The 13705-nt window shown below is 72.6% G+C and carries 8 protein-coding genes; 2 read left to right on the top strand and 6 right to left on the bottom strand.

The window, feature by feature from the left end; translation table 11 throughout:
• Positions 1-35: 35 nt before the first annotated feature.
• Positions 36-1145, bottom strand: a complete 1110-nt coding sequence (locus tag IPT68_RS19760) for an SPFH domain-containing protein (protein WP_189695764.1) — start codon at positions 1143-1145, stop codon at positions 36-38.
• 30 nt (positions 1146-1175) lie between these two features.
• On the bottom strand, positions 1176-1613 hold the full coding sequence (locus IPT68_RS19755) for an NfeD family protein (RefSeq protein WP_189695765.1): 438 nt from the start codon (positions 1611-1613) through the stop codon (positions 1176-1178).
• Between the two features lie 756 nt (positions 1614-2369).
• Between IPT68_RS19755 and IPT68_RS19750 the strand changes: the two genes are divergently transcribed.
• Positions 2370-4823, top strand: a complete 2454-nt coding sequence (locus tag IPT68_RS19750) for a SpoIIE family protein phosphatase (protein WP_189695766.1) — start codon at positions 2370-2372, stop codon at positions 4821-4823.
• 197 nt (positions 4824-5020) lie between these two features.
• Here IPT68_RS19750 and IPT68_RS19745 read toward each other — a convergent pair whose 3' ends face one another.
• Positions 5021-6346, bottom strand: coding sequence for a hypothetical protein (locus tag IPT68_RS19745; protein ID WP_228039772.1), 1326 nt, complete (start codon positions 6344-6346; stop codon positions 5021-5023).
• Positions 6347-6942: 596 nt separating this feature from the next.
• On the opposite strand from IPT68_RS19745, the gene IPT68_RS19740 reads away from it, so the two are divergent.
• The gene (locus IPT68_RS19740) at positions 6943-10914 is read left to right on the top strand and encodes an nSTAND1 domain-containing NTPase (protein WP_189695767.1); all 3972 of its coding nucleotides are present in this window, start codon (positions 6943-6945) and stop codon (positions 10912-10914) included.
• Positions 10915-11059: 145 nt separating this feature from the next.
• Here the strand turns inward: IPT68_RS19740 and IPT68_RS19735 are convergent, their stop codons facing one another.
• From IPT68_RS19735 to IPT68_RS19725, 3 genes are all read right to left on the bottom strand, one after another.
• Positions 11060-11428 (bottom strand): VOC family protein, encoded by a 369-nt coding sequence (locus tag IPT68_RS19735; protein WP_189695768.1) that lies wholly within the window; start codon positions 11426-11428, stop codon positions 11060-11062.
• A 404-nt stretch (positions 11429-11832) separates the two neighbouring features.
• Positions 11833-12531, bottom strand: coding sequence for a TIGR03943 family putative permease subunit (locus IPT68_RS19730; RefSeq protein ID WP_189695769.1), 699 nt, complete (start codon positions 12529-12531; stop codon positions 11833-11835).
• Complete coding sequence (locus IPT68_RS19725) at positions 12528-13586, bottom strand: permease (RefSeq protein WP_189695770.1); 1059 nt, start codon at positions 13584-13586, stop codon at positions 12528-12530. Before IPT68_RS19725 ends, IPT68_RS19730 begins: the two co-directional genes overlap by 4 nt.
• Between the last annotated feature and the right edge of the window lie 119 nt (positions 13587-13705).

The raw sequence follows: 13705 nt of genomic DNA, 5'->3' as shown, positions 1-13705 counted from the left end.
CTCACAACGATCCTTGGCGACAAGCGACTTGGGGTTCAACCGCCGGACGTCTGCCCCCGGCGCGGCAGCTGCGGCGACTTCGCAGCCTCGGCCTCCGCCTTGGCGTCGCTCACCGCGGCGGCGGCCTGCTTCCCGGCCTCGTCAGCAGCCGCGGCGGCGTCCAACGACGCAGTCCAGCCCGCATCCAGCTCAGGGGTGCGGCCTTCGTCCGACGTGTCGTCGGCAGCGGCTGTGCCCGCCTCCTCAGGTTGCGCAGTTGTGTGTGGACCCGCCGTCGACTGATCACCGAACGCGCGGGTGACGGTCCGAACAGCCTCGGTCAGCTCCCCTGGGATCACCCAGAACGTGTTGTTGTCGCTGCTCGCCAAGTGCGGCAGCGTCTCGAGGTACTTGTACGCCAGGATCTTCGGGTCGGCGTTGTTGCGATGGACGGCCTGGAAGACCAGCTCCACCGCCTTCGCCTCACCGTCCGCTCGCAAGATCATGGCCTGCTGCGCACCCTGCGCCTCCAGGATGTCCTTCTGCTTCGTGCCCTCCGCGGTAAGGATCTTCGCCTGCCGCTCCCCCTCGGCGTGCAGGATGGCCGCGCGCTTGTCACGCTCGGCCCGCATCTGCTTCTCCATCGCTTCCTTGATCGTGTGCGGCGGATCGATGGCCTTGATCTCGACACGGTTGACCCGGATGCCCCACTTGCCGGTGGCATCGTCGAGGACAGCGCGGAGCCGGGAGTTGATCTCCTCACGCGAGGTGAGCGTCTCCTCCAGGTCCATACTGCCGATGACGTTGCGGAGTGTGGTCACCGTGAGCTGATCGATCGCCTGCAGGTAGTCGGCGACCTCATAGGCCGCCGCCCGCGGGTCGGTGATCTGGTAGTAGAGCACGGTGTCGATGTTCACCACGAGGTTGTCCTCGGTGATCACCGGCCGGGGGTCGGACGAATAGACCTGCTCGCGCACGTCGAGTTTGGTGTTGATGCGGTCCGCCACCGGCACGACCAGGTTCAGGCCGGGTTGCAGCGTCCGGCGGTACCGGCCGAACCGCTCGACGTTGTAGCGGCGCGCCTGAGGGACGATCCGCACACTGGCGGCCAGGAGGAAGACGACGACGATGGCCGCCACAAGAGTGAGGATGACAACTGGATCCACAGTGCCTCCGTTGCTGCGTAATCAGCCGCTTCATGGAAGGAGTTCGCGGGGGTAGACGATGGCCGTGGCGCCTTGGATCTCCATGACATCCACCAGCGCTCCCACCGGGATCACCAGGCTCTCGTCGAAGGCGCGGGCGGACCACTCCTCGCCGGAGAGTTTGATCAGGCCGCGGGTAGCGGTGACCTCCTGCATGACCTCGGCCCGCTTGCCGATCAGCGCGTCACTGCCCTCGTATGTGAGGGGTTGCTGTGCCATGTGCCGCAGCGCCACAGGACGGACGATGAGGAAGCCCGCTGCGGCTGCCGCGCCCAGGGCCAGGAGCTGGCCGAGAAGGCCGACACCCAGACCGGCGACCACGGCGGCAACCAGCGCGGCGCCCGCCAGCAACCCGAAGACGAGCGTCAGAGTGAAGAACTCCGCGGCCCCCAGTACCCCGGCTGCGAGCAGCCATACGAACCACGGCATCGAACCGCCCTCCTTAAGGGGCCTTGTCCACCAAGCTACTCCCGGGTCGCCGGGCCGGAAGGGATACGGCAGCGGTGGTCCTTGATCGTTGGGTGCCTGCCCGGCGGACGGACGCATCAGCGGTCGTCCAGGGGTGCCAACCCGCTCTCGCGAGACCACCTCGACATCACATGAGGGGGCCTGGTGTGCAAGTTGCACCAGGCCCTCTGACGTGCTCGGGGGCCGAACAGAGGGCCGAAGGATGTTGATCAGGCCCCGTCTCGCCGTACTCTTCCTGCCCCTTCCTGGTCATCGGCGAAGCCGACGTCCGTCGCTTCGGCACCCTTCGTCGTCACGGGCCGGAGCTGCTTCCGGCAGAGCAGCGACACGAAGCTGCCGGAGCTCCCGCTGGTCCGCTCCGGCTTCCGTCCGGTCTTCCCGTTCGCAGCGTCGAGCGGTTCGCCGCTCCGGGTCGTGAAAGCGCCACGTCCTCGATGCCGGCCCGTCGATGCGGCGGCCGTCACGTCGGTACGCGTAGGGATGTCAGCCGCCCTTCACGGCCACACCCCCACGCCCCACCGCGGCCGCCGCCTTGTCACAAAGCGGGGCATCGCTCTGTCACTCACTCGGACGCGGAGAAATTGCCATCCGCGCTTATAGCACCCATACCACCCATGACGCTTCTGCCGCCTACATCGCCTCCATTGCCTCCATTGCCTCCATTGCTCACAGCTGCCACACCATCCGTCCCCCATCCGTCCGAGGAACGACATCCCGATGATCAACGCCACGCTCAGCACCGATTACGTGACACTCGGCAGGCAGATCAACGCGTCGGAGATATCCGACACGGCGTTCGCGCTGTTCGACGAGCGGGGGACGGTGATCGCCTGGACGCAGGCCGCCGAGCACCTCGTCGGATACTCCGCCGACGAGGCGGTGGGCCGGTCCGCCGGACTCGTGCTGCCGTCCTTCGGGAAGGCGCCGGGGATGTCGGTGTTCGTCGAGCGGTGCCGTGCCCGCAACGGCTGGTCGGGCGCGACGGCGGTGCGCCACCGGGACGGCCGCGTGCTCGACGTCAACATGCGGCTCTCGCCGGTGCGGGGGCACGAGGGAGCAGCGGGGTGGCTCGCGTCCGCGACCGACATCGGCGGGACGTCCGGGGACGTGCCGAACGCACTGGTGCGGGGGGCGATCCTCGACCGCGCGCCGATCGGCGTCGTCGTCCGTGACCTGGAACTTCGTTGCACCTGGGTGAACGACGCCATGGAGCACCACGACGGCACTTCCCGAGAGCGTCGGCTCGGACGCCGGTTCGACGAAGCGTGGCCCAGTGGCGAGGCCGAGGCGACCGGGGCGGTGATGCGGCAGGTGCTCCAGAGCGGTAGCACCAAGGTCCACGAGTACCGGACGTGGCTGCCGACGAGTCTGGGTGAGGAGCGGCCGTTCGCGGTGTCGTTCACCTGTCTCCAGGGTGCCGACGGCCGAGCCCTGGGGATGTGCACCATCAGCGTCGATCTCATCGAGAGCCGGCGGGAGCGCGAGCGCCTCGCCGTGCTCGGCGAGGCGGGCACCCGTCTCGGCAGGACCCTGGGCGTGATGCAGACCGGTCAGGAACTGGCCGATCTCGCCGTGCCCCTGTTCGCCGACTTCGTGGCCGTGGACCTGGAGCAGTCGGTGCCGTTCTGCGAGGGGCCCCCGGTCCGCGTCGGCCAGGTGGGCGAGCGTCTCCCCGTCTTCCTGCGCGCCGGTCTGGCCTCGATCCACGAGGGGGTCCCGGAATCCCCGTGGATGCGCGGTGAGCCGGTGCCCACGGCCCCGGCCTCACCCGTCGCCGAGGTCCTGCGCACCGGCAGGTCCCGCCTGGAGCCGGTCCTGGACACCGCTCCGGGCTCGTGGATCTCCCAGGACCCGGTGCGGGCGCGAGTGGTCCATGAGAACGGCATGCACTCCCTGATGGTCGTGCCCATCCGCGCGCGGCGCACCCTGCTGGGCGTGGCGGTGTTCGTCCGCAGCGAGGACCCGGTGCCGTTCGGGGAGGCCGATCTGATGCTGGCCGAGGAGTTCGCCAGGCGCGCCGCGATGTCGTTGGACCAGGCCCGTCAGTACTGCCGCGAGCAGACCGCGGCACTCGCGCTCCAGCGCAATCTCCTGCCGCGGCGTCTGCGGGGCGGTGCGGCGGTCGAGACGGCCTCGCGCTACCAGCCCGCCGACATCGACAGGGGCGTCGGGGGGGACTGGTTCGATGTGATCCCGCTGTCCGGCGCCCGGGTGGCCCTCGTGGTCGGCGACGTGGTCGGACACGGCGTCCACGCCGCCGCGACCATGGGCAGGCTGCGCACCGCCGTCCACACGCTCGCCGACATGGAGCTGTCCCCCGAGGAAGTGCTGTCCCACCTCGACGACACGGTCCAGCGCCTGGCGGAAGCGGACGCCGACGCTCCGGACGGGTGCACCACCGTGGTGGGCGCCACCTGCCTGTACGCGGTCTACGACCCGGCCACCCGCCGGTGCACCATGGCGGCGGCCGGACACCCCCCTCCCGCGATCATCGACCCGCAGGGCCGGGTGACCTTCCCCGATCTTCCCACCGGGGCCCCGCTCGGCATCGGGCTGGGGGGCTTCTTCGAGTCCGTGGAGCTGGAGCTGCCCGAGGGCACTCTCCTCGCCCTGTACACCGACGGCCTGGTCGAGACGCGCGAGCACGACATCGAGCAGGGGATGCAGCGCCTGGGCGAGGCCCTCGCGCAACCGGGGCGACCCCTGGAAGAGCTCTGCACCCGCGCGATGGAGCCCTTCAGGGATCAGGCGGCGCACGACGACGTCACCCTGCTCCTCGTGCGCACCCGCTCGCTCAGCCCGGCCCAGGTCGCCTCGTGGTCGCTGCCCAGTGACCGGAGCGCCGTCCGCCGCGCCCGGAACCTGGCCGCCCGTCAACTGGCCGAATGGGGCCTGGACGGTCTGCAGGACTCCGCGATGGTGATCGTCAGCGAACTGGTCACCAACTCCGTCCGCCACAGCGCCGGTCCGATCGGTCTGCGCCTGATCCGGCACCAGGTCCTGACCATCGAGGTGTCCGATGCCAACGACTGCTCCCCGCGCCTGCGCAACGCGCAGACCGCCGACGAGAACGGCCGCGGCCTCGCCCTGGTCGCCCAGCTGTCCCGCAGATGGGGCTCCCGCCCGGTGCGGGGCGGGAAGGTCGTCTGGGCCGAGGCCGACCTTGGGTGAGCGTCCGGGCACGGTGATCACCGAGCGGGAGACGACGGCGCGCCGCAGACCGGAGTCCCGGGCCGCCCGTACGAGTTGCGGCCGGGCGTCTCGCCCGGGGCGAGGGTCGCGAGCACCGTCTCCGAACAGAGGGCCCGGGTCGTCGACCCGGGCCTTCCGCCGTGGCCGGCGATCAGGTCGCCCGCGCCTCGGTCACCTCACGGACCGGCCACCGACTTGATCGTGTACGGGTGGCTCTCCTGCTGCCAGACGACCGTGAACCGCGAGCTCGGGCGGGCGCCGACCTGGGGGACCCGGCCGTCCGAGGTGATCGTCCGGGCGGTGCCGAACGCGCCGGAGGTGGTGATCAGGCGGGCGCTGGTCCGGGTGAAGCTGTACGGCGGCGTCGACTTGGGCAGGACGGTGTGGTGGACCAGCATGCCGTCGCCGTCGTCGTCCAGGGCGATGTCGGGGCGGTCGCCCGCGCCGAGGGCGGTGACGGTGCCGCGGGCACCGCTCGCTGAGAGCCGACGGCCGAGCAACTCGAGCTTGCCGTTGGTGTAGCGGGTCCACACGATCATCGAGTCGCCGTCCAGGTCGGTCGCGAGGGCGTGGTGGAAGCCCACGTTGTCCGTGGAGGCCGAGATGCGCAGCGGTGCCGCCAGGGTGCCGGTGCGGCTCCAGCGCGAGGCCCAGACCTGGGGGCGGTCGCCGCCGCCCGAACGGTAGCTGATGACCGCGTCGCCGTCCCGGTCGACGCCGATCCGCACCATGCCGAAGCCGCCGTACGAGGCGATCGACGAGGTGAGCACCTTCGTCGCGGAGACGGACGTCGACGTGATCCGCTTGGCCACGACGTCCGAGCCGCGGGCCCACGCGACGACGAACCTGCCGCTGCGGTCGACGCCGATGGCCGGCTTCTCGGCCGAGCCGGAGCCGAGGGTGATGGCGGCGCCGATCGTTCCGTCGAGGTTGAGGCGGCGGGCCACCGCGTACCAGCTTCCGTCGCGAATCTCGGTCCACGCCGCCATCGCGGATCCGGACGGCGTCACGGCGACCACCGGGGTGGACGCGGGCGCCGACGTGGAGAGCTTCTGCAGCGGTCCGACGAGGCCGCCGGAGGCCGCGACCCGGCGGCCGACGACCTGACTGTCCTGCTCCCAGACCACCGCTGAGTCACCGGTGTCGTCGGAGTCGATCTCCGGCCAGGCCACCGCGGCGCCGTCCGGCGACAGCGTGCGGATCGCGCCCGTGGTGCCGTTCGCGAACTTCACCCGGGTCTGCACCCGCTGGTAGGAGTACGTCGTCGACAGGTCGCCGGCCGTCCAGGCCAGCAGGGCGTCGCCCTGGCGGTCGACGGAGACCTGGGGCGAGTCGGCGGCGAACCAGCCGGAGGCCGACACGCTCCACGCCGACGTCCACGCGGCCTCGGCGTTCAGGGCCATCGTCGTGGTGACCCCGATCCCGGCCGCCGCGGCGACGGACACCCCCGCGAGCAGGCGGCGCTTCACGGAACGCCGGTGACGTGCTGCACGCGCAGCCATCGTCATCCCCCCTAGTCATAGCTGTCATGGTCGGGACACAGCCGTCACAGGAGTGCCCCACAGAATTCAGCGCAACTCGAGGCTCAAACGTCACAGAGGCGATCCGGAGGTGTGCGTGGGCGTTGCGTGGAATGAAGCGTTCCGGGACGCGACGGTCGACGGCCCGTGAAGGAATGGTGCCGTTAGGGCGACGCGAGCCGCCCCGGGGGCGTTCCACCGGAGCGGCTTGGGTATCAGCCCGGCATGATCTTGAGCGGCCTTGAGCAACGTCGTTCGGCACCGGTCCCTCCCCACGTGGAGACCGGTGCCGAACGACGCGCGCAGGGGGGCTCGGGCTCACGTGTCGGCACCGTCGCGCCCGTCCGGTGACTTCGGCGGAAGTCGACCCGGAACCTACGGCGACATGTGGTGCACGTGGAGCGCTGAGCTGGGGACCTGCCCGGGCGGCGATCGGGTGGTGCCTCGACTGGTCGCGATCCTGCCATCCGGGGTTCCCGGGCGAGGAGATTCCGGCGTCCGGACCACGGCTGAGCCGCAGGTCAGCCGTATACAGTGAGTTTTCCGGTCCGGATGATCGAGGCGCGGCGACGTAAGGGGTGGAGACCTTGGGTTCGGACTCAGGGGCACGCACGGCCTTCGCGGAACGTCTCGCGCTGCTGTACAAGGAGGCCGGCAACCCTCCCCTGAGGAGCGTGTCCGAGGCCGTCGTACGACTGAAGCGGGTGGACGAACGGGGGCGGCCCGTGCAGGTCTCCGCACAGCGGATCAGCGACTGGCGCCGTGCGAAGAACGTTCCGGCTCACTTCACCGCGCTCGCGGCCGTGCTGCACGTACTGATACCGCAGGCACGGCGGGAGCGGCCGGTGCCGGTGTCCGGCGGCCTGTACGACCTGGGGCAGTGGCAGCACCTGTGGGAGCGTGCCGTCGCCGACCCGATCGGTGAACGGGTCCCGGCGGACACCGAAGAGGAGGAGGGGCCCGCGGCCCAGGACGCCCCGGCCGTTCCCGGCGGGGTGTGCCCGTACCGGGGGCTGGCCTCCTACCGCCAGGAGGACGCGCGGTGGTTCTTCGGGCGGGAGCGCACTACGGACGCCCTGGTCGCCCAGTTGCGCGCGGCGGAGCGGACGGGCGGGCCGGTCATGCTCGTCGGCGCCTCCGGGGCGGGGAAGTCCTCGCTGCTGAACGCCGGTCTGGTGCCCGCCCTGCGCGGCGGTCGGGGCCGTGAGGTGGCACAGCTGGTGCCGGGGGCCGATCCGCTCGCGGAACTGACCCGCCGTATACCCGGCCTCACGCCGGTTGTCACCGAACAGGAGCCCGGGAGCGACGGGTTCGCCGACGGCGTGCGGGCGGCCGTCGCGGCGTGGGCGCACGGACACGACGCCCGGCCGGTCCTCATCGTCGACCAGTTCGAGGAAACCTTCACCCTCTGCTCCGACGAGGCCGACCGGCGCACCTTCATCCGGCTCCTGCACGCCGCCGCCTCTCCGGCCGTCCCCGGCGAACCGGCCCCCGCGCTCGTCGTGCTCGGCGTCCGCGCCGACTTCTACGAACAGTGCCTGGGCCATCCGGAACTTGCCGACGCCCTGCAGCACCGGCACATGGTGCTCGGGCCGCTCACCACGGCCGAACTGCGCGAGGCGGTGACGGGCCCCGCCAAGGCCGTGGGCCTGGAGCTGGAACCGGGACTGGCGGAGCTGATTATCCGTGAGGTGAGCTCCGACGGGCCGCGCGGGGCGCACGACGCGGGCGCGCTGCCGCTGCTGTCGCACGCCCTGCTCGCCACCTGGCAGCGCCGCAAGGCGGGCCGGCTGACGCTGGCCGGGTACCGCGCGGCGGGCGGCATCCACGGAGCGGTCGCGGCGACCGCCGAACGGGCCTGGTCCCGGCTGGACCCCGCGGCGCGGACGGCCGCGCGGCTGCTGCTGCTCCGCCTGGTCCGGCTGGGCGAGGACACCCAGGCGACCCGGCGGCGCGGGACGCGGCGGCAACTGGCGCAGGAGTCGAACGACCCCGGCAAGACGGAGGAGTCGCTCGAAGCGCTCGCGCGCGCCCGGCTGGTGACGCTCGACGCGGAGACCGTGGAGATCACCCACGAGGCGCTGCTGCACGCCTGGCCCCGGCTGCGCGACTGGATCGACGAGGACCGCGGCGGCAACCTGCTGCGCCAGCGGCTGGAGGAGGACAGCCGGGCCTGGGAGGCGACCCACCGCGACACGTCCCTGCTCTACCGGGGGTCCCGGCTGGAACACGCCCGCGACTGGGCGCAGTCCGCCGGTGACACCTTCCTGACCCGCAGCGCCGTCGACTTCCTGGCCGCGTCGGTCCGGCTGCGCCGGCGCACGGTGTGGATCAGCCGGGGCGCGGTCGCGGCGCTGGTCGCGCTGGCGATGCTGGCGGCCGGGTCGGCGGTGGTCGCGTGGCAGCAGCGGGACGACGCGGTGTTCGAGCAGGTCCTCGCCGAGGCGGACCGGGTGCAGTACACCGACCCGTCGCTGTCCGCCCAGCTCGACCTGGTCGCCCACCGCCTGCGCCCCGACGACGAGGGCACGCACAACCGGCTGATGTCGATCGTCAACGCCCCGCTGGCCACCCCGCTGCTCGGCCACACCGGTGCCGTCTACCTCACCACGTTCAGCCCGGACGGCCACCTGCTGGCCACCGCGAGCTACGACCGTACGGTCCGTCTGTGGAACGTGGCGGACCCACGGCGCCCCGAGCCCCTCGGCAAGCCCCTGGCCGCCCACACGAGCTGGGTGAGCACCGCCGTCTTCAGCCCGGACGGCCGGACCCTGGCCAGCGCCTCCGACGACGGCACGGTCCGGCTGTGGGACGTCCGCGACCCCCGTCGCCCACGCCCGCTGGGCCCGCCGTCGACCGGCCACGACGGCACGGTCTACCTGCTGGCCTTCAGCCCGGACGGCCGTACCCTCGCCGCCGCGACCGAGGACCGCGTCGTACGGCTGTGGGACGTGGCCGACCCGGCCCGGCCGAGCCCGCTCGGCGCGCTCACCGGCCACACGGCCGCCGTGCGCTCGGTCGCCTTCAGCCCCGACGGGCGGACCCTGGCCGGCGGAGGCGACGACAACACGGTCCGGTTGTGGGACATGGCCGACCGGCGCCACCCCCGGCCGGCCGGGGGTGCGCTGACCGGCCACCGGGCCCTCGTCCACTCCGTCGCCTTCAGTCCGGACGGCCGCACCCTCGCCAGCGGCAGCGCCGACGACACCGTCCAGCTCTGGGACGTCGCCGACGTGCGGGACGCGGCCCCGCTGGGCGTGCCGCTCACCGGGCACACCGGGCCGGTCTGGTCGGTGGCGTTCAGCCCGGGCGGCTCGCTGCTCGCCGTCGCCAGCGCCGACAGCACGGCAAGCCTGTGGAACGTCGGCAATCCGGCGTTCCCCTCCCAGGTGGGCGAGCCGCTCGCGGGCAGCAGTGGCGAGATGTACGCGCTCGGCTTCAGCCCCGACGGCCGTACGCTCGCCACCGGCACCGGCGACAACAAGGTCCGGCTGTGGTCGATACCGACCTCGGACATGGTCGGCCGGATCGGGGCGTTCCGCCCGGACGGGCGGGTGCTCGCCACGGCCGCGCGGGACCAGCGCATCCGGCTGTGGGACGTGCGCAGGCCCAAGCGGCCGGTGCTGCTGGGCACGCCGCTGCCGCCGTCCGAGGGTGACGTCAAGTCGGTGGTGTTCTCCCCCGACGGGCGCACCCTCGCGGTGCTCGCCGGCAGCCGCTCGGTGCGGCTGTGGAACGTCACCGACCCGGCCCGGCCGGTCGCCCACGGCCCGCCCATGGAGCTGCGCACCCGGTACGCCGGCCCCGACGCGCTGGCCTACGGCCCGGACGGGCGCACCCTCGCCACCGCCTACGACGACCGCACCGTCCAGCTGTGGAACATCGCCGACCCGGCGCAGCCCCGGCGGCTGGGCGAACCGCTGACCGGCCACACGGGCTACGTCAACACCCTCGTCTTCAGCCCCGACGGCCGGGTCCTCGCCAGCGGCAGCGCCGACACCACCATCCGCCTGTGGGACGTCTCCGACCCGGGCCGCGCCACGCGGCTCGGCACCCCCCTGCGCGGCCACCTCGGCCCGGTCAACGCCCTCGCCTACAGCCCCGACGGGCAGACCCTGGCGAGCGGCAGCGACGACAACACGGTGGCGCTGTGGAGCGTCGGCGACCCGCTGAAGGCCGCCCGGCTGGGTTCCGGCCTCAGCGGGCACACCGAGGCGGTGATGTCCCTGACGTTCCGCCGGGACGGGCGCACGCTGGCCAGCGGCGGCAACGACGACACGGTTCGCCTGTGGGACGTCGGCCGCCCGTCCACCGCCTCGCCCATCGGGCAGTCGCTCAGTCCCAACGCCAAGACCGGCAACTTCCTCTCCTTCAGCCCCAACAGCCGCCTGCTCGGGGTGTCGAGCGGCGCGGGCACCGTACGGCTGTGGGATCTGGACGTCAACGAGGCAGTGCAGTACATCTGTTCGACCACCAGGGGCGTGCTGACGCCGGAGAGGTGGCACGAATACCTGCCGCGCTTGTCCTACGAGCCGCCCTGCCGACAGTGATCCGCGTCACAGCGCCTCGACGCACCACATCAGTCGGGTCCCGCGTCGCCATCCACCTTGTTAGTCTTGGCCACAGCCCGATCGCTGGTGCATCCCCCGTCGCCAGCGGTCGGGCGTCGTCGTTCCGGCACTCCGGATGCGGGCCTCACCGCGGCCCGATCTCCTCCGCCAAGGTGATGACGTTCCCGGCCGGGTCGGTGACGGCGGCGGTGCGGAAGCCCCCCGGGGTGTCCTGGACGGTCCCCAGGTCCAGGCCCCGTTCGGCCGCGAGCCGGACCTCGGCCGCCACGTCGTCGACGGCCAGCGTCAGCATGGCGGCTCCCGCGCGGTCGGGTTCGTGGAGCAGCTGGATCGCGCCGCCCTCGTTGATCTGCCATTCCGCGAGGCCGCCCACAGGATCCCGGTCGGCGGGGCGCCCCCAGAGGCGTTCGTACCAGGCGCGCGCCGATTCGAAGTCGGCGACGGGCATGACGGCGTAGACGATGTTGACGGCCACGATGGGTACCCCTTTCATCCGCTTTCGCACCCTACTGAGGTGCCGACCGGATGTCATGGGACGTCAGGGGAGCGCCTCGGCGTCCGTGCGCGAATGGCCGCCGAGGACGACCGGGCGATCCGCCGTGTCCGTGCGGGGACGGCTCGTCAGGTGGGCCGTGCCGCGTTACTCGGTGAACGTGATGGCCTGGGACGGACAGCCTTCGGCCGCCTCCCGGCCGTTGAGGAGGATCACGCCGGGGACGGTGAGGCCAACCACCGGGCCTCCGTGACGGTGCGGCCTCGTTCCGCCGGCGCCCGGCGGGCGGGACGCCGAGCCCCGTCCGGTCGGGCCTGGTCGGCCAGCACGTCGGTCATCGTGCAGTGTCTGCTCCCCCGCACGGCCCGATATGCGCCGCGCGCGCCCGGATCGCCCCGCTCCGCTCAGCCGTTCCAGGTCTCGTCGTACGGGTCGCCGGGCGCCGGCACCGGCCGCGCGGCCGTGACCTCGATGAACGGGATCGGGCCGCCGCCCACCGGGTCCCGCGTCCGCCGCGGGGTGTAGGTGCCGGTGACCTCCAGCCAGCCGTCCGGTTGCAGCACCGGCGGGACCCGGCCGGTCAGCCCGACCTTCACCGGCCGGGCGTCGGCGGCGCAGCAGCTGAGGGTCATCCGCACCAGGTACGGGGTGCCGCTACGGTCCAGCGCGACGAACCCCGTGATGCTGACCCGCCGGTCGCGCAGGGTGCGGCCGGCGTCGTACGCCGCCCGGCTCGCGTAGTCGGCGACGCCGAGGCGGACGGGGTCACCGGCGGGCAGCGGGGCGTAGGCCGGGGGCCGCTGCAGGGCCGTACCGGTGCGCATCGCGCTGTAGGAGCCGAGGGCGGGCGGGGCGATGAGGACCAGCGCGAGGACCGGCAGGAGCAGCAGCCAGGAGACACGGGGTTCGTGACGCCCGGACGTCTCGCCCCGGCGCTCGTACCAGACGGTCGCCACCGCCGCCGCGATCAGTACCACCCCGGCCAGCAGCAGCAACGGCCGCAGCCCGGACTTGACGTAGCGCAGCGACAGATCGGTCGCCCCCGCATGCGTGAGTGACGCCCCCAGCAGGCACAGCACCGCCGCCTGCGCATGCCGGTTCACAGCAGCACCGCCCCGGTCAGGGCGGAGACGCCGACGGCGACGGCGAAGGTCGCCGGCGCGAAGCGCAGGGCGAAGCCCCGGCCGAACGTGCCCGCCTGCATCGCGAACAGCTTCAGGTCGACCATCGGCCCCACCACCAGGAACGCCAGCAGGGCCGTCGGCGAGAACTGGGTCAGCGACGCCGCCACGAAGGCGTCCGCCTCCGAACAGATCGACAGCAGCACGGCGAGCACGGCCAGCGCCAGGACCGCCACCACCGGGTCGGCGGCCGCCGCGCGCAGCCACTGCTCGGGCACGACCGCCTTCAGCGTCGCGGCCGCCATCGCGCCGATCACCAGGAACCCGCCCGCGTGCAGCACGTCGTGCCGCACCGACCCCCAGAACGCCGCTCCCCTGCCCCGCCCCTCGTACGACGGACGCGCCGGCGGACGCAGCCAGTCGGTGCGGCCGAGCCGCTGCCACAGCCAGCCCATCGCACACGCCACGGCCAGGCTCGCGACGAAACGAGCCACAACCAACTCCGGCCGCCCGGGGAAGGCGACCGCCGTCGCCGTCAGCACGATGGGGTTGATCGCGGGCGCGGCCAGCAGGAACGCCAGGGCCGCCGCCGGGGTGACTCCCCGGCGCATCAGCGCCCCCGCCACCGGCACCGAGGCGCACTCGCAGCCGGGAACCACCGCTCCCGCCAGCCCCGCCACGGGTACGGCAGCGGCGGGCCGGGCCGGCAGCGCACGGGCGAAGACGGACGCCGGTACGAACACGGCGACGGCCGCCGACAGCAGCACCCCGAGCACCAGGAAGGGCAGCGCCTGCACGACCACCGCGACGAACACCGTCGTCCAGCCCTGCATCACCGGCGCGGACAGCGCACGGCGGATCGGGGCCTGGGCGAGCAGCAGGAGGAGCAGGGTGACGGTGAGGACGAGAGGCGAGCTGAGGTGCCAGCCGTCGTCCCCACCGGAGGGCGAGGGGGGCGAGGAAGGCGCGGAGGGCGCGGGGGCGGTGGTGGCCGGGGGCGGCTTCGGGGGCGGTGACTCGGGGACGGCGACGGCCACGGTGGGGTCCTTCGGTGCGCGGGGTGCGGCTCCCTTCGATACGGCCGACAGGCAACGGACGTTCAATCAGTTGCTGGAACCATCCGTCTCGTTGGGGCAGTCTTTCCCCTCGTGGCGAG

Origin of the sequence: Streptomyces chromofuscus (genome assembly GCF_015160875.1) — a bacterium.
Classification (GTDB): Bacteria; Actinomycetota; Actinomycetes; order Streptomycetales; family Streptomycetaceae; genus Streptomyces; species Streptomyces chromofuscus.
This window is presented reverse-complemented; position numbering and strand designations above follow the sequence as displayed.